The organism is Affinundibacterium nitidum (assembly GCF_014284155.1).
GTDB classification, from domain to species: domain Bacteria; phylum Pseudomonadota; class Gammaproteobacteria; order Burkholderiales; family Burkholderiaceae_D; genus Undibacterium; species Undibacterium nitidum.
In genome coordinates this window covers 52,033-69,800 of the sequence record NZ_JACOFZ010000004.1, presented here as the reverse complement: position 1 = coordinate 69,800, position 17,768 = coordinate 52,033, and the positions used below count along the sequence as shown (strand labels likewise).

The 17,768-nt window shown below is 45.9% G+C and carries 17 protein-coding genes; 4 read left to right on the top strand and 13 right to left on the bottom strand.

Going from position 1 to position 17,768, the window contains the following annotated elements; all coding sequences use genetic code 11:
• Positions 1-65 precede the first annotated feature (65 nt).
• Positions 66-2,555, top strand: a complete 2,490-nt coding sequence (locus H8K36_RS11865) for an adenosylcobalamin-dependent ribonucleoside-diphosphate reductase (RefSeq protein ID WP_186916697.1) — start codon at positions 66-68, stop codon at positions 2,553-2,555.
• A gap of 123 nt (positions 2,556-2,678) precedes the next feature.
• Here H8K36_RS11865 and H8K36_RS11860 read toward each other — a convergent pair whose 3' ends face one another.
• From H8K36_RS11860 to H8K36_RS11845, 4 genes are all read right to left on the bottom strand, one after another.
• A complete protein-coding gene (locus H8K36_RS11860) occupies positions 2,679-3,998 on the bottom strand; it encodes a TolC family outer membrane protein (RefSeq protein ID WP_186916696.1) in 1,320 nt (439 codons plus the stop codon).
• Positions 3,999-4,103: 105 nt separating this feature from the next.
• On the bottom strand, positions 4,104-4,427 hold the full coding sequence (locus tag H8K36_RS11855) for a rhodanese-like domain-containing protein (protein ID WP_186916695.1): 324 nt from the start codon (positions 4,425-4,427) through the stop codon (positions 4,104-4,106).
• Positions 4,428-4,486: 59 nt separating this feature from the next.
• Positions 4,487-5,137 (bottom strand): protein-L-isoaspartate O-methyltransferase family protein, encoded by a 651-nt coding sequence (locus H8K36_RS11850; RefSeq protein ID WP_186916694.1) that lies wholly within the window; start codon positions 5,135-5,137, stop codon positions 4,487-4,489.
• Between the two features lie 105 nt (positions 5,138-5,242).
• Positions 5,243-5,947, bottom strand: coding sequence for a TetR/AcrR family transcriptional regulator (locus tag H8K36_RS11845; RefSeq protein ID WP_186916693.1), 705 nt, complete (start codon positions 5,945-5,947; stop codon positions 5,243-5,245).
• A gap of 254 nt (positions 5,948-6,201) precedes the next feature.
• Between H8K36_RS11845 and H8K36_RS11840 the strand changes: the two genes are divergently transcribed.
• From H8K36_RS11840 to recQ, 3 genes are all read left to right on the top strand, one after another.
• Positions 6,202-6,477 (top strand): YkgJ family cysteine cluster protein, encoded by a 276-nt coding sequence (locus H8K36_RS11840; protein ID WP_186916692.1) that lies wholly within the window; start codon positions 6,202-6,204, stop codon positions 6,475-6,477.
• A gap of 91 nt (positions 6,478-6,568) precedes the next feature.
• Positions 6,569-7,402 (top strand): undecaprenyl-diphosphate phosphatase, encoded by an 834-nt coding sequence (locus tag H8K36_RS11835; protein ID WP_186916691.1) that lies wholly within the window; start codon positions 6,569-6,571, stop codon positions 7,400-7,402.
• Positions 7,403-7,426: 24 nt separating this feature from the next.
• Positions 7,427-9,259 carry a DNA helicase RecQ gene (gene recQ / locus H8K36_RS11830; protein WP_186916690.1) on the top strand — a complete coding sequence of 611 codons (1,833 nt, stop codon included), beginning with the start codon at positions 7,427-7,429 and terminating at the stop codon, positions 9,257-9,259.
• 15 nt (positions 9,260-9,274) lie between these two features.
• On the opposite strand, the gene H8K36_RS11825 is transcribed toward recQ, so the two are convergent.
• The 9 genes from H8K36_RS11825 to H8K36_RS11785 form a co-directional block, all read right to left on the bottom strand.
• Positions 9,275-10,747 (bottom strand): hypothetical protein, encoded by a 1,473-nt coding sequence (locus H8K36_RS11825; RefSeq protein ID WP_186916689.1) that lies wholly within the window; start codon positions 10,745-10,747, stop codon positions 9,275-9,277.
• Entirely contained in the window at positions 10,744-11,607 is an 864-nt protein-coding gene (locus tag H8K36_RS11820) for an ABC transporter ATP-binding protein (RefSeq protein WP_186916688.1), read from the bottom strand. The genes H8K36_RS11825 and H8K36_RS11820 overlap by 4 nt, the downstream gene beginning before the upstream one ends.
• Positions 11,608-11,697: 90 nt before the next feature.
• Entirely contained in the window at positions 11,698-12,639 is a 942-nt protein-coding gene (locus H8K36_RS11815) for a TraB/GumN family protein (protein ID WP_186916687.1), read from the bottom strand.
• Between the two features lie 94 nt (positions 12,640-12,733).
• Positions 12,734-13,147, bottom strand: coding sequence for a GntR family transcriptional regulator (locus tag H8K36_RS11810; protein ID WP_186916686.1), 414 nt, complete (start codon positions 13,145-13,147; stop codon positions 12,734-12,736).
• Between the two features lie 178 nt (positions 13,148-13,325).
• Complete coding sequence (locus H8K36_RS11805; protein WP_186916685.1) at positions 13,326-13,814, bottom strand: hypothetical protein; 489 nt, start codon at positions 13,812-13,814, stop codon at positions 13,326-13,328.
• A gap of 22 nt (positions 13,815-13,836) precedes the next feature.
• Positions 13,837-15,018 (bottom strand): MGDG synthase family glycosyltransferase, encoded by a 1,182-nt coding sequence (locus H8K36_RS11800; protein ID WP_186916684.1) that lies wholly within the window; start codon positions 15,016-15,018, stop codon positions 13,837-13,839.
• A 75-nt stretch (positions 15,019-15,093) separates the two neighbouring features.
• Positions 15,094-15,825 carry a tRNA (guanosine(46)-N7)-methyltransferase TrmB gene (trmB, locus tag H8K36_RS11795; RefSeq protein WP_230404578.1) on the bottom strand — a complete coding sequence of 244 codons (732 nt, stop codon included), beginning with the start codon at positions 15,823-15,825 and terminating at the stop codon, positions 15,094-15,096.
• A gap of 171 nt (positions 15,826-15,996) precedes the next feature.
• The gene (locus tag H8K36_RS11790; RefSeq protein WP_186916683.1) at positions 15,997-16,524 is read right to left on the bottom strand and encodes a DUF3016 domain-containing protein; all 528 of its coding nucleotides are present in this window, start codon (positions 16,522-16,524) and stop codon (positions 15,997-15,999) included.
• 182 nt (positions 16,525-16,706) lie between these two features.
• Positions 16,707-17,705, bottom strand: coding sequence for a porin (locus H8K36_RS11785; protein WP_186916682.1), 999 nt, complete (start codon positions 17,703-17,705; stop codon positions 16,707-16,709).
• Positions 17,706-17,768 lie beyond the last annotated feature (63 nt).

Below are 17,768 nucleotides of genomic sequence, written 5' to 3'. Positions count from 1 at the left end.
ACACAGGACTATAATTAAGTAACGCTATCTGCAATACCGCAGCAGTCTATTTGAGTGAAATAACCATGAACGCAAACGAAAAAATCCTTGGCATATCAGAAATGTCGCCGCAAGAGATCTCATTAGACGTCTTGCTAGAGAAGTACGCCAAAGGCGAAGAAAGTACCATCCAAGATGTGCAAAGCCGCGTTGCGAAGGCGCTAGCAAGCGTTGAAGCACCTGACTTTCAAGCCTACTATGAAGAAAAATTCTTATGGGCACAGAAAAATGGATTTGTACCGGCCGGTCGTATCAACTCGGCAGCTGGAATGGATCTGCGCGCCACTCTCATCAACTGTTTTGTACAACCTGTTGGTGATTCTGTTTCAAGTGCCGAAGATGGAAAACCGGGAATTTATACTGCACTCTCCGACGCTGCGGAAACGATGCGACGCGGTGGTGGTGTCGGTTACGACTTTTCAACGATTCGCCCAAAAGATGCATTGGTGAGAGGAACGCGTTCACGCGCATCGGGCCCCGTCTCGTTTATGCAGGTATTCAACGCATCTTGCTCTACAGTCGAGTCCGCAGGCGCACGTCGCGGCGCACAAATGGGCGTTTTACGATGCGATCATCCTGACATCTTAGATTTTATTCATGCCAAAGACAAAGGTGGGCTCACCAACTTTAACATTTCAATTGGCGTAACAGATGCGTTCATGCAGGCAGTTGCAGACGATACCGATTTCGAACTCAATCATAAAGCCGAACCAGGAGAAGAAAAGAAACAAGCCGGGGCATATCTGCGTGATGACGGCGCCTGGGTATATCAAAAAGTGCGTGCACGTGAGCTTTGGGATGAGGTCATGAAATCAACTTATGACCATGCAGAACCGGGCATACTATTCTTATCGCGTATCAACGCCGAGAACAATCTCTACTATTGCGAACAAATTGAAGCCACGAACCCATGCGGTGAACAGCCCTTACCCGACTATGGTTGCTGTTGTTTGGGCTCAATCAATTTGACTCGTTTCGTTAAGCAAGCATTTAGTAAGGATGCATTTTTCGACTTTGAAAGTTTCAAAGCTGTAGTGTCAGTCGCTACTCGTATGCTAGACAATGTACTTGATGCGACGGCTTGGCCATTGCAGCAGCAACATGACGAAGCAATGTCGAAACGTCGTGTGGGACTCGGCTTTCTTGGCCTTGGAAGCGCATTGGTGATGTTAGGCATTCGCTACGATTCGGCGCAAGGGCGTGATATTGCTCGTCAAGTCGCAGAACAAATGCGTGACACAGCATACGCCGCTTCTAGCGATTTAGCCAAAGAAAAAGGCGCTTTTCCCCTATTCGATGCAGAAAAGTATCTCTCTGGTTCATTCGCAAAACGTCTATCAACTGAGGTTCGTGAACAGATCAAGCAAACGGGCCTGCGCAACTCACACCTCATCTCAATTGCACCGACCGGCACAATTACTTTAGCGTTCGCTGACAATGCTTCTAATGGCATCGAGCCAGCATTCTCTTGGGTTTATAATCGCAAGAAGCGCATGGCTGCGGGCGACAGTCGCATCTACGAAGTCGCCGACCACGCTTGGCGTTTATATCGCCATCTCGGCAATGACGTCTCGGACGATAGCAAGTTACCGCCTGCATTTGTGACAGCACTCAACATGTCTGCCAATGACCACATGATGATGTTGCAGGCCGTTCAGCCTTACGTCGATTCTGCGATTTCGAAAACGGTAAATGTGCCGGCCGACTATCCATATGATGATTTCCAAACCTTGTACCTCGACGCTTGGCGGGCAGGTTTGAAAGGCCTTGCAACCTACCGCCCCAACAATATTCTTGGTAGTGTCCTTTCTGTTGGTAGCGATACGCCTGCTGCCACGTCTAAAGTCTTGCCGGACGATGACTTACTGCGCAAACAGTTTGACGGACGTCCATTTGGTGATCTTGAATCGGTCACATCTAAAGTACAGTATATGACCTACGAGGGTAAGAAAACAGTTTACCTGACGGTCAGCTTTATTCATATTCAAGGCATTGTCGGTGGTGAGCTCGCCACCATAGAACGCCCGTTTGAATTCTTTATGCCAGCAGGACAGAAGAACGATGGTCAACAATGGATATCAGCAAGTATGCGTTTGCTCTCAATGGCTGCGCGCTCGGGTGGATCGATTGCAAAAGCGTTGGCCGATATGCGAGAGGTAGTTTGGGACAAAGGCACAGTACGCTGCGGCATGATCACCAAAGATGATGGATCACAAGCACCTTTATTTCATGAATCTGAAGTTGCTGCAATTGGTTATTCATTGCAACGAATCTTGATGAAGCGCGGTTTCTTAGATGCTGCAGGAAATCAAGTACCGATCACCGTGCTGGCTGAAAAATACAAGAACAAGCAACTTGCCTACGGTATGGATGATCTCGCTTACGAAGGTGAAACTGCACCAATGATCGCAACAGCAAGTGGTAAGAAATGTCCTGATTGTGGTGCATATGCGTTGCAAAAGATAGATGGCTGTTCTCGTTGCGTTTCCTGCGGATATGTAGGTGCTTGCGGATAATGCCTACATGAGAGATCTTTGTCGAAGCTTAGATCTCTCATTTATCTTTGACGCAGAAACCAAAGTCCCAAACAAAAATGCCCGCATAGTTGCGGGCATTTTTTGCATATAGGGTTTGGTAACTTATTGGACCAATAGCGTATTCACTTCTGCCAAATCTGCTTCTTTCAAAGTACCAGCAGCGGCTTTCAAACGCAGGCCATTGATAATATTGTCGTAACGTGCTTTAGCCAAGCTTTGGCGCGTGTTAGACAATTTTTGCTGTGCATTCAAAACGTCAATGTTGATACGTACACCAACTTGGTAACCTAACTTAGTTGAATCTAAGGCAGATTGACTGGAAATTTCAGCCGCTTCAAACGCTTTGATTTGAGACAAACCACTCACCACGCCGATATAGGCTTGGCGTGCATTTTGCGCGGCTGCGCGACGTGCACTTTCCAAATCATTACGCGCTTTATCTTCTAAGGCGATCGTTTCACGAACGCGGCTGTCTGTACCAAAACCAGAGAACAGAGGAATGTTAACCGAGACACCTACTGTTGTTGGCTTTGAAACGCCACTTTGAATAGCGGCTGCAGAGCTACCAGAACTACGGCCTGTGCTCGCTGAGAAATCAATCGTTGGCAAATGACCTGAGCGGCTCTTCTTGATTTCACGCTGCGCGATTTCCAAAGAGACCTGTGAAGACGTTACAGCAAAATTCTGCTTCTCGGCTGTTGCTACCCACTCATTAATCTGTGCTGGCACTGGTGATGACAATTGCACGCCGTCTTTCAAGCGCGATAAATTGCCGGCATCTTTACCAATGATCTGGCGCAGCGCAGCGCGCTTAACTTCTAAATCACCCTCGCCTGCCAATACTTGCGCAGTCACCAAATCAAATGCAGATTGCGCTTCGTGAGTGTCAGTAATTGTTTGTGTGCCTACTTCGAAGTTACGTTTCGCGGAAGCGAGCTGCTCTGCCGTTGCAACTTTCTGTGCTTGCAGAGTTTGTAATGTATTTTCAGCAGCCAAAACATCGAAATACGCTTGGCTGACACGAAGCATCAAATCTTGCTGCGCTTGGGCGAATTGAATTTCACTAGCAACAACGGCTAACTTACTTTGCTCGTAACTTTCCCATGTGCCCAAGTTAAACAAAGGCTGGCTCAAAGACAAAGTTACTGAATTACCAGTGGAGTTTGATTTGATAGTGTTACCGATATCGGGATCAAACTCGGAATGAGTTTTACTGACACCACCACTCAAGCCAATACGTGGCAACAAAGCAGAACGCCCCTGAACCGAACGCTCAGCTCCTGCCATCTTCGCTGCGCGAGCTGCGCTGTATTGCGCGTCGTTTGCCAAGGCTTCTTTATAAACTTGCAGCAAATCGCTGGCACCCGCGTTTAATGATAAAAACGCTGTCGCAATAAAAGTAGCGATAATAGATTTACGCATAAAATGCTCCGAATAAAATTAAAAATCGCAGAGTCTTCTCTTTGGAAGACCTCAATACGACGACAAATCACTTAAGCAGACGTTTTCGGCACCACCCAAAACTGTCTAATATGTGGGCATTTCAGGATCAACCTGCAAAGCCCACGCATGTACACCACCGGTCAAATTAATGATTTGATTGAAGCCATTTCTCTCAAGGAAATGTGCGACTTGCATACTACGGCCACCATGATGGCAAATACAAACGATCTCAACATCCCCCGCTAATTCGTCCAACTTCATGGGAATGCTGTGCATCGGCATCAGGTGCGATCCAGCAATATGACAAATTTCATACTCTGAAGGTTCCCTGACATCAAGCAAAAATGGCATTTTTTTACTGGAATCAGCCAACCATTGTGCTAATTCAGGAGCTGTAATCGCTTGCATGCGCAATCTTTACTTAAAAAATTAATAATATAATAAATCCAAGGCTTTTCAAAACAATATCAAAGTCTAAAACTCGATTCAGCGATCGCTTGCGATAGACGACCCACTGAAGTTTCAAACAAATCTTGGGCCTTAAAGAATAAGTCAGATTCGCGTGTGATCAGCTGTGCCGACATCACTGGTGGCTTACCAACAAACACGAACAGACGACCACCAACATTCAATTGTTCTTGCAGATTTTGAGGGATACTTTCCAAAGAACCTGTCACCACAATCACGTCAAAAGAAGCAACAGCCTGGTTTTGCAATGCATCACCCAAAACGACTTCAACATTGGTTAAGCCATTCGCTTTGATGTTGGCTTGAGCTAGATTTCGAAGCTCGCTCTCGGCTTCCATCACTGTGACATGGCGCGCTTGGTGCGCCAGTAAAGCTGCAAGGTAGCCAGAGTCTGCACCCACTACCAAAACAGAGTCCGTCGACTTGGCATTGACTTCTTGGATGATGCGCGCTTCCAATTTGGGCGGCAAAGACATCACCCCAGCAACGAGTGGCAATGAGGTATCAAAGAAGGCCAAAGCCTTTTGTGAGTCAGGGAAGAAATTCTCACGCTTGACTGTCGCTAACAGGGACAAGACTTCAGGCGAGCTCACATTCGTTGGACGAATCTGTTGCTCAATCATATTAAAACGGGCTTGTTCGATATTCATAGTCTTCTACTCGCTTCAACGCTATTCACGTTTTGAAAAACAAGGTTAATGTGTCAGAGGAAACTTCCATTTTATCAAATACGACTAGTTAAGAGTCGCTTTGCATCAAGTTTTGCAGCAATTGGCGGCTTTTTTCTTCTGATCCTTATTCTCGTCCCTACTTACATCAGCAGATTCAGGCTTTGGAACCAAAATTCCACGTAATGACATCTCAATGTAATAGTCGAGATGTGCTGGCAACTTATCTTCCTCAACCTTACAAACGCCGTTTGAATGTTTCCACAGCATCATCATGATCATTGGTGCCACCAACACTCTAGGTGCAATTTCTAAATCGACGTCGATTATCTCACCACGTTCAATCCCGCGCCTCAGCATAGTCGCCACTAGACGCTCACCTCGATCAACCACTTCCTCTTGATAAAATCGCGCAAGTTCAGGGAAATTACCTGCTTCTGCCGTCATCAGTTTTGGCAAACCTGATAATTTCGAAGCACCAACATTGTCCCACCATGTACGCATTACTAGGCGGAATAACTCCTCACTGCTGCCTGCAAACTGCTCAATCACTGACTCTGCTTCACCAATGAGAGGAACGATAGATTCCCGAACGACTGCTTTAAGCAACTCTTCTTTGCTACTGAAATAGAGATACAAAGTACCTTTAGACACTCCAGCAGACTTAGCGACATCATCTAAACGAGTCGCTGCGAATCCTCGCGCCACGAAATGATCTAGGGCAGCATCCAGCAGCTCTTGCGGACGAGCATCTTTCCTTCTCTCCCAACGCGGCTTAAATGGACATGTCATAACAACAAATTACTCTATTTTCAAAGACTTAGGATCAAAATCAGTCATTTCTTTTGAACATTTTTTAGGATGATCAGTTGTAAGAAATCACCAATTAATTTAACTTACTCACGAGTCAGTAATGTAAGCCTTGTCGCGAGTTTGGTCAAGGCAACATAACGGAAACTTTGTTCTACTCGAAGTTCCACAAGCACTCACCAGAAAATTCAAACTAAACAGTGCATCGGCTAGGGTGCACCATTTACAATAACGTAATGAACTTTATCAACTGTCGCCCCGGTTGCGCTGCCTGCTGCATCGCACCTTCCATAACAAGCGCAATCCCAGGAATGCCGAACGGCAAACCCGCTGGTATTCCCTGTGTTCAACTGGACGAAAATCTACACTGTAAAATTTTCGGCAAGCCAGAACGCCCCGCTTGTTGCTCTGGGCTTCAAGCCAATCTAGAAATGTGCGGCGCTGATCGTACCTATGCACTCCTGTGGCTAGAACAACTCGAACAAGCAACGCAACCGAATAGGAACTCGTGACCCCACGTCGAAAATCAAGCTCACTGTATGCACTACATGATAAGCTTCGTGCCTTGTAATTTTTAACCAACCCGTTGAACGCAAACACAATATGGATTTCCTTCTCGCCGTCAAAATTATTATCATGGGCATCGTTGAGGGCCTAACCGAATTCTTACCGATCTCCTCTACTGGCCACCTGATTTTAACGAGTAGCCTACTCAACTTCAGCGGTGAAAAAATAAAAGTATTTGAAATTGCGATTCAGGCTGGTGCAATCTTCGCTGTCTGCTGGGAGTACCGGGTAAAAATCGCGCAAATCGTACTAGGCCTGACCAACGATAGTCGAGCCCGTAGACTCGCGATCAATATCACTATCGGCTTCCTTCCTGCAGCGATCATCGGTTTATTGTTCATCAAAAAGATCAAAGAGTATTTGTTCTCGCCAGTTCCGGTAGCAAGTGCCTTCATCATTGGCGGCATCATTATTCTTTGGGTAGAAAATCGACAAGCAAAAAGTACGGTATCTCCGCGGATTGAAACAGTCGACGATATGAGCTTTACCGATGCCATCAAAGTCGGCATAGCCCAAGCATTTGGCCTAATCCCGGGAACTTCACGCTCTGGCGCGACCATTATCGGCGCTATGTTGTTTGGCATGTCCCGTAAAGCAGCTACTGAATTTTCGTTTTTTTTGGCGATTCCAACACTTCTTGGTGCTACTGTTTACTCTTTGTATAAGGCACGTGACTTGCTCACGGTTTCTGATGTCCCCATGTTCGGACTTGGTACGATCACCGCATTCATTTCAGCCTTTTTCTGCGTTCGATGGTTATTGAAATACATTTCCACTCACACTTTTAATGTCTTCGCTTGGTACCGAATTGGTTTCGGCATCATGATTTTATTGACTTGGCAATTAGGCTGGATTGCTTGGACCGAATAAACTTTCTCCAAGTATAAGACCAACGTGAGCACCCCACTCGATGCTAAGCAAGAACAAGCTCTGCACTTGTTGCAGACAGTGTTCGGCTATCCTGCTTTTCGCTCCCAACAAGCTCAAATCGTCGATCATGTTGTCAATGGCGGTGATGCTCTAGTACTGATGCCGACTGGTGGTGGTAAATCTTTGTGCTATCAGATTCCTGCCTTAATCCGGCAAGGTGTTGGGATTGTTGTTTCTCCGCTGATCGCTCTCATGCAAGACCAAGTCGATGCCTTAGCGGAAGTCGGTGTCCGCGCTGCTTTTTTGAACTCAACACAGAGTTTTGATGAAGCGATGCGCATTGAGAGGTTGATGCGAGCGGGTGAACTCGATCTCGTTTACATCGCGCCTGAACGCCTGATGACACACCGCTGCCTTGAACTTCTTTCGGTCACTCCACTGGCGTTATTCGCAATCGATGAGGCTCACTGCGTGTCACAGTGGGGCCATGACTTCCGACCGGAATACATCAAACTCTCGGTATTGCACGAACGTTTCCCCGATGTACCACGCATCGCATTAACTGCCACTGCTGACCAGCAAACTCGTGACGAAATCATTCATCGCTTACAGCTCGAAGATGCGCTGCAATTTGTCTCTTCTTTTGATAGGCCCAATATCCGCTATCAAATTGTCGAAAAGGCGAATGGCAAGAAACAATTGCTCGATTTTATTCAAGCTCAACACAGTGGCGATGCTGGAATTGTGTACTGCCTATCGCGCAAAAAGGTTGAAGAAATGGCAGAGTTTCTCAACGAGAATGGCATCACCGCACTCCCTTATCATGCGGGAATGGAGCAGTCAGAACGCTACCGCAATCAGGCTCGTTTTTTACGTGAAGACAGTATCGTGATGACGGCCACCATCGCATTCGGTATGGGCATCGATAAACCGGACGTACGTTTTGTTGCTCACCTCGATTTACCAAAAAGCATCGAGGGCTATTATCAAGAAACCGGACGTGCAGGACGTGATGGCGCAACCGCCAATGCTTGGATGGCTTATGGATTACAAGACGTCGTGCAGCAACGTCGTATGATCGATGAGTCTGAAGCGAATGAAGCCTACAAGCGTATCTTGGGCGCCAAGCTCGATGCGATGTTGGGCCTGTGCGAAACCCTCAATTGCCGTCGTGTTCACATTCTTGACTACTTCGGCCAACATTCTAAAGCTTGCGGCAACTGCGACACCTGCTTATCGCCGCCGATCTCATTTGATGGTAGCGTCGCGGCGCAAAAAATTCTGTCCACGATTTATCGAGTTGATCAGCGCTTTGCCGCTGGCCACGTCATCGATGTCATTCGCGGCATCGACACCGATCGCGTCAAACAATGGCGCCATGATCAACTTTCAACGTACGGCATTGGTTCAGATAAAAGCGAAGCGGAATGGCGAGCACTATTGCGGCAAATGATTGCACTCGGTTTAGTCGCAGTCGATTACGAAAATTTTAGTTCGCTCAAGCTAACCGAAGAATCACGTGCTGTGTTGCGCGGTGAGACCAAAGTTCAACTACGTCAATACAAAAAAGCGGAGAAGGCGGTCAAGCACAAACGCCAATCAGCGAAAGATTTTGCTGAAGCAAATCTTGACGATGTCGAGCAAAAAATATTTGAGCGTTTGCGTTGGTGGCGCGTAGAAACCGCGAAAGCACATAATACCGCCGCCTTTATTATTTTCCACGATAGCACCCTGCGAGAGATTGCAAAAGCCAAACCACGCTCGCTCGAAGATTTACGCGGGGTGACCGGTGTCGGTGCTAAGAAACTAGAAAGCTACGGTGAGGAACTGGTGAGTTTAATCGCCGAGTTCCTCTAAACTACATAAGCCAATTTACACAGCGCATCCGACCGGAAAGATTGGACCTCGGGCTCTTGCACGATGGCTACGCACCAAGAAAATACTCGTCATAGCAACGATCACTACCGCGTAGGCAAATACCCATATCAGCGGAACAAAGAAAAAGCTTGCACCAAAAGCGACAAAGGTAACCAATGAGATGACGATCAATTTCATTAGTGGATGATCATGAATTGTCTTCATCTTCGCATGATCAGCCGGAATCGCGACAATGAGCGGAAATAAACACGCCAGCCCCAAAATCAAAGCTGCAGCCTTCCAATCAAATGCGGCAAACTGTAAAGCCATGACAAACACCGCTACACAACTCAAACCGTAAAACACAGCAAACTGACGATACAGAAAATTGGAAAACGTCTTATCGACTAAAGACCTCGGTCCCGCCAACGGTGCTAAACAAACTAAGGACTGTTCTGCTCTTGTTTGATAGATTGCGTAAAAGACCTGAATCAAGAAAATGAACGGTTGCATGAAAAGGATCATACATAACAATGAGGCACCGAAACCTAATCCAAACCCTTCCCAAAAGTCAGCTTTTTTATTGCTAATCAAGGAAACAAGGTACAAGAACAGTACGGCAGCCGCAGACATAGCCAAGGTTTGCAAAAGCAAAGTACTCCAATGAGTTTTCGGACCAAATGCAAATTTCACGAGCGATAGATGATTCGTGTTTCGCTTGAAAACATTTTGAATTTCACGCCGCATCACTTGAAAATAGATAATTGCAAAACTCAGCGCAAATGCGCCATCTTGGGCACGCTGCCCCATAAACCCGCTGCGCACTTTAAGGGCTTGCTGGTGCATCTTAAAATGGGCGTCATCACCTACAGAGAACAACCAAGTTTGCGATATTACCAGCACCAATATCGCGCCAACAAAATATTGCCAGTCGGCCGATAAGCCTGTGTAGGACTGAATCAGTAGAACTGGGTTGTGTCCCGAATTACTTGTAAAGTAGCTAGGCAACTGAAACATCAAAACAAAGGGAACGACCGCCCACTGACTTCTTACGGTAAGTGCAAAGAACGAAAAGAATAAAGACACAGCAAAAAATGGGAGACATCCCCATTTGTTTGAAATCAAGCCAAATCCAAGAGTAGCCACGACGCCAGCAAATACGATTGGTAACAACAATGCAGCTTGCATGTATCGTTTGAGTCCAGGTAGGAACCTCGCATTCGCGGGCGAATATTGCAAACCTACATTCATCACAAGCATGATGAACCACGCGTAGAACAAAATTGCGAGAATACCGCCTGAGGAAATTAACAGCACCAAACCATACACTTTGAAGGAAAACGAGCTCCCGTTAAAGCTTTCAAGCGCAAATACCAAAACCTGAGAAAGAACGGGAACGGTAAGCGCAAGAACTACTAAGGCTCGTATTCCATGCAAATTTAAACGGGCGTAGACCGGTTGCATCCAAATATTGAGTAGTACCTTCATTTTGTCATCTCAATAAACAAATCTTCTAAACTCAATTTTTCGACACGAACATCACTGCGAGAGCTCAAGGCTTGCATTTGATCTTCTGACCACTGTCCAAGCAAACGATCTTCTCCAGCAGGCAAAGAGCTCCGTTGTAATATTTTCAAAGGTGACAATTGATTCAATACCGAGGCAGGCCCCGTCACCTGCAAGCTGACCTCCATCAAATCATCAAGCGTTTGTTCGTGCACGATTTTGCCTTTGGACAGAAAAGCGACTTTCATCGCGACACGTTCAAGGTCGGACAAAATATGTGTAGAAAACAGAATAGTCGTATTTTGGTCCATCACGCTGTCGACGATTTCACGTAGAAAATCACGGCGTCCTGCTGGATCTAGACTTGCCACTGGCTCGTCTAAGATCAACAATTCTGGTTCATGTGCCAACGCGCGAATAATCGCCAATCTTTGTTTCTGACCACCCGAAAACTTACTGATCACCTTGTCAAACGGCAGTTCCCATCGCTGCATTAACTCATTAACCTTTGTATCATTCCAATGTGGATAAAGGGCTTTGAAGTAGTTCAGCATTTGACGCGGTGTCAGCCAATCAAACAAATCTGAACTCTGAGGCACATAGCCAATCTTTGCCTTTACATCCGCTGACAAGTTTTTGACTGACTCGCCAAACAGTTCGACGTCACCACCATTGTTTTCACGCAGACCAAGCAAACATTCAATCAAGGTCGACTTACCAGCACCGTTACGTCCTAGAAGACCGACAATGCTGCCCGCTTCGATATCCCAATCGAGTTGACTCAAGACAGATTGCGACTCAAATGATTTATTCAATCCGCGAATTTTGATAGGTACTTGCATATGCATCCTAGAACTCGGCGTGACTTCGCCATAGCGAGTGCAAAGTCACGCGTCAAAAATAGTGAAAATAGTTGGCTGAAGGACTAAGAACTAACGAATTTGTTTAACCTCAAGACCTTGCTTTTGCATCAAATCGATGATGCTCTTTTCACCTGCCAAGTGCCCTGCACCGACCACCACAAACAACTTTTTCCCGTTCTGCATCATATCGTTAATTTTTTTGACCATACCTTCGTTGCGGTCGTCCATCAACATCTTCATCATCTTGCGTGAACCTGCATCTTTATTCGCTGCATCGGTGAACAATTTAGCGATAGCAACTGCATCTCCCGCTTTCCAAGAGTTGGCAATTTGATCCAACTCTCTCATCATTTCACCACTTTTCATCGTTTTCAATAGTGAGGAAATCATCTCATCACCGTCTTCATCACTGAGACTACTCATCATGTTTGCTTGAAACTCCATACCTTCAAGCTCAACCACTGTTTTTTTATCCGCTTTGCTTCGTTGAATAAAGTGCAGGTCGATGCCTTTTGAAGGATCAAAACCCATCTGCATCCCCACTTGTAAGGCAACTGCCGATGAAACCACGAATGGTTTGAAACCTTGCATCTGCTCAGAAGCAGGTCCAAAAGTCGATTGGAAATTGGTCCAAGTTTCCGCCTTCAAGTGATTTTGCAACTTGTCTGGTGCAACGTAAGTGAATTTCGGCATAACTGCTTGCGTTGCAGCCATGTCGGAGACATCGGCCTCTACCGCAACCGTGTCAGATTGCGCATATGCCGCCTCCACCTTTGGTGACATAGGATAAAAATCCGCTTTAGCGATATGAATGGAGCCAAATAAATAAGCGACTTTATTTCCTGATTTAATCTCAAATAACAAACCACGAGTTGCATTGTCGGTAGCAACTGGTGAGTTCTGTTGCTTGGGAGCTTGGGCGAATGCATCACTGAAAGTCGCGAAATAGCTCAAAAATCCAATCGTCACGATTTGGATCATGGTTGTGAAAAAAGACTGTATATATTTCATGATTCAATCCTTACAAAACTACGTCGTTAAAAAAACGATCAGGGCATTGAGTACTGCTAAGCTGATCGTCAATCATAGGGTAATCACCTGTTACTTACTTCTTGATTTCTGAACCCAGCATTTCTGAAAACATCGTTATCACCGGCTCGGGTGCTAACTTCAGCTGCTGCACTTCTAATGCCAAGCGTTGCATGCTTGGTTTTAGTAATTGAAGCTTCGCTTGATCTTCGTCGACTTGCACCTTACGTGAGGCCACAATCATTCCCATCCCGCGTTGACGTTCAAGTAGACCTTCCGCCTCGAGCATGCTGTAGGCTTTTGATACTGTCATCGGATTTACTCCCAAACTGCCAGCGACCATACGCACAGAAGGCATTCCATCGCCTGGGTGCACTTGCCCACCAACAATCAAGCGGCGCAGTTGCTCTATCATCTGGCGATAGATAGGCTCACTACTGCCGGTAGCGATATGGAAGATGTCAGCAGGTAAATCACGGGATGAACTCATGTTTCCTTTGCTTGCAATACAGTCATCAAATTTCTGATTTACTGTATTACTCACTGTATTAGTTACTGTATGAATATAGTAATACAGTGTTTTTGCAAAAGCAAGGAGTTTTTTTGAACTTAAATGTTGATGAGATAAATCGCTTAAGGCGCGATAGAAAGATAAACGACAACTACACCTAAGTCTTGAGCGCTTGCTTAGGCAATCGATATGACCAAACAAAAAGCAGGCAAGCGACTACTGAAAACGTCCAGTAGTCGAGTGGCGCGCCCCATAACCAGTGCTTATGCCAAAACACATCGACAGGATTAAATCGCTCCCAACCAAACGCTGGGTTCAATATAAACCAGAGAAAGTCTTCTACGATCCAAAACTCCATAATGCAAGCAAGTGAACGGGCTTGTAGTTTCCAACTCCACGTCTGCATAAAAAATAATGGCAGATGAAATACCATTGCGATAAACGGGAACATCCAAGCGTGATAACCCGTCATTGCCCTGCCACCCCAAAAGATATCGAGCAACCAATGACTTTCAATGCGCCAAGTTGGCAAGCTTGTTGCCCATCCCGCGCCTCCTTCGATTTGAATCTCGACTTCAGCAAAGAAAATTGCCATGAGCAAAACCCAAACAACGTTGAGAATCAAACCCCGCTGATTGATGCGCATAATGCCCTGCCTTTACACTTATTTAAAGTCCACGCGCGGCGTGCACAAGAGAGTTCATGACGGTGGTGATCACACTTTTCGCTGCGTTTGGTGTTGCAATACTTGCGGCCGCCTGACGCATTTGGCGCAGGCGTTGCGGCTCTCTCAACAGTTGTTGAATGCGAAAACACAGTGCACTCTCATCGACTGCTTTCAGCGCAGCGCCACTTTCCAAAACGTAATCAGCATTACGCTCTTCCTGCCCAGGAATCGGCGCATTCACAATCATTGGTAGACGCATTGCTAAACACTCAGAGGTCGTTAAGCCGCCCGGCTTGGTTACAATGAGGTCTGCACATGCCATCAAGCGTTCAACCTCTCGTGTGAAACCAACTGGATATAAGCGTCCTGAATATTCCGATCGCATTGATTGCAATGCGTTGAATGCTTGTTGATTCTTACCAGTCAATACAATTAACTGGAAAGCTTTGTCTTGCATATCCACTGGCATTTCCAGAATTCGACGTGCCAGACTCGCCATATCACCGACACCACCACCACCACTCATTAACATGACCGTTGTTTTGCTTGGATCACAAGTTAATTCGGCAGCGCAGACTTCACGCTCTAACACTTGAGTGAACGCTGGCATGATGGGAATGCCTGTCACATGAATCTGTTCATCCAAAATTCCATGTTCACGCATGCGGAAAGCAACTTCTTCATTCGCCGCAAAATAACCGTGCATACGGTCATGCACCCACATCCTATGCAAATCGAAATCGGTAACTTGGACCCACACTGGACAATCAAGTTCGCCGCGCGACAATAGGCGGGACAAAATTTCAGCAGGCAGAAAATGGGTGCAAATAATCGCATCCGGTCTGAACTCAGCAATGAATCGCATGAGGGCCTTGGCGTTCCAACGTTCCAAGCGTCGTCTGAGATTTTCAAGTGTGCTGTCGCGCTTCGCCTCATTACTGTAGTGATATAAATAGCCCCATAGCGACGGTGCTTTATTCACTAAGTGCATGTAAAAATCAGTGTATACCTTACGAAAACCTGCGGTCGCATATTGCATGACGTCGACATGTACCACAGTCTCGTGCGGATAGTCGATATTTGCTTGGGCACGAATTGCCTCGGCTGCGCGCGCATGACCAGCGCCCGCGGAAACGCTAAGAATGAGGATCTTACGAGAGGAAGTAGGAGAGAAATCTGCCATATGCGGCAGATTGTAAATGGCCTTAATGACATGAAGATGACATTAAGGCCTTACCTGAAAAGACGAATTATAGGATTACTGTTTTTCGAAAACCAAATCCCAAACACCGTGTCCTAACTTTAGACCACGATTTTCAAACTTGGTCACCGGACGATAATCGGGACGCGGCGCGTAACCATCAGCAGTATTCTTCAGCGTAGGCTCCGCACCCAATACTTCCAACATTTGTACTGCGTAGTCTTCCCAATCTGTTGCGCAATGAATATATCCACCCTTTTTCAAGCGAGAACTTAACAAGGCAACCAGAGGGCTTTGTATCAAGCGACGCTTGTTGTGGCGTGCTTTATGCCAAGGGTCTGGAAAAAAAACATGCACTCCATGTAAAGATTCTGGCGCAATCATATTCACCAAAACCTCATAGGCATCATGCTGAATCACGCGCTGATTCGTCAGCCCCGCTGCGCCCACTAATTTCAACAAACTACCCACACCAGGAGTGTGTACTTCAACACCAATAAAATTCTTCTCAGGCATCAATGCTGAGATCTTGGCGCTTGTTTCCCCCATGCCAAATCCAATTTCGAACACCGTTGGCGCTTCGCGTCCGAAGGCGCCAGCGATATCTAAATTCTCCTTTTTATAGGGAATCATGAACTGCGGACCTAAGGCCTCAATTGCCTTCGCTTGCGCATCGGACAAGCGCCCTGCACGTGTCACGAAGCTACGAATACGATGCTCTGTGGGATCATAGAACATGGCTTTGCGAGGCTCTTCCGCCTCCACTTTTTGATCTGGATGGTCTGACATGGATAATCTGAAGTAAATTGCCCTGAGTTTTGGGCTTGGAAACTTGTGTCAATAAAGGTAAGAACACAAGATTCAAAGAAATAAAGGCGCCATTTTACGCGCCTTTATCCTTGATGTGCAAACCGAGAACCAAGTCCTCGTGAGAGATGGAGATTGTCGTATCAATAACATTTACGGCTGAGCAGCGACTTTATGGGCATCCTTATTCGGAAAAGTACCAGAAGCAAATTGTCGTTTAAACCAATCTTGAATCATACGCTCTTCAAAATCGAACTGTGTATTCCCTGATGGCATACGCACTCGATTGAGATAATCCATATCTCTTAACTCCTCTTTACCTGTTGCCACAACTTCCTGTTTTTCATTACGAAGTTCATAGCTAAAATTCATTCGAGGCCAATACACCGCGGTCATAATTCGAATTTGCCAGGAGGACATGCCTGGACGAAGATCGCCAGCCAAATCGAGATCTGACACGTCAACATTGAGTGTGTAACCATCTGGCAATTTCTTTGCCAAACTATTAAATACTTCACCAAACTCCTTGGTCAAGCGTTCGCGAAATTGCTCTCTTGAGTCACGGCCTTCCTGAACGTCAGAAAATTTATCAAGATTTCCCCATTTTAGTTTCGCCTCACCTGCGTAGACAGAACTTGAAAAAAGGCTTGCCAAACAAACCGCCAAAAGTATTTTCTTCATGATTCACCCCACTTACGGAAAACATATGCGAGTCCATATTGTAGTTCACATCGCGCAGTGGGCAAGCCTTTTTACACTTCACTAACAATTTCACGATACTTGAGTACAAAACAAAAAACCGCTTAGAAAACTAAGCGGTTTTTACAATGTTTTAGCAAGCAAGCACGAGCTTGCCACCAACATTAGAACTTATGACGAATACCAACGTTGAACAAACGTGCAGTTGCGCCATTCACGTCCGCCAAAGTTTTTACTGCTTTTTCATTAGATACGCGTGCCAATGAAGTGTACAAGTTAGTACGCTTAGACAAGTCGTATGTGTAACCTAACGCGAAACGGTTAGAGTCTGCATTAACTGATGTTTTTACTTTTGAATCAGTGTAGCTTGCCATGAACGTGTTGTTGCCATCTTTGATCGTTGCACCAAGGACGTACAATTGCTCTTTAGTTTCAGCCAAGTTTGTCAAGCTAACAGAACCTTTGTTTTCTTCGTACATACCGTGCAATTTGAAACCGCCGAAGTCATAAGAAACACCAGCCAACAATTTACCGCCAGCAGCAGCGCGATTGCCGTTAGTGTCTTTCAAATCGTCCCAAACGATATTTGCATTGATTGGGCCATTTACATAACTCAACGCGATACTTGTCACACGGTTTGCAGCAGTGTTACCTGCTTTTTCACCGAAGCCATATTGACCAGCAACAGAAAAACCAGACATGCTGTTAGAGATGTAAGTCACTGAATTGTCGCGTACGTTGTTGATTTTGAACATCAAATCTGTTTTACCCAACAAACCGTCCATAAATGGATCGATCGCTGCACCGTAGATGTATGTCAAAGATTTGTGACGGCCCAAGTTCACTTGACCGAAGTCTTCACCAGACAAACCAACCCATGCGCCACGTGCGAAGAGTGCAGCGTCATTAGCGCCAGTATCCGCTTTCAAGCCCATTTCCAATTGGAAATTTGCTTTCAAACCACCAGACAAAGCTTCAGTACCTTTGAAGCCCAAACGGGATGTGGAATTCAAACCACTGTCTAAAGAAGTCACTTTACCTGCGCCTGCATCTTTGTATGCTACGCCAGCATCAACGATACCGTAGACTGTGACAGAAGATTGAGCCATAGCGGCACCAGAAAATGCACCGAAAAGTGCCAGTGCAAGAATTGATTTTTTCATAGTTTAAATTCCAAAAATTAAAAAAATTTTTTGTTACGTAGTCCGAAAACAGCACAACAAAAA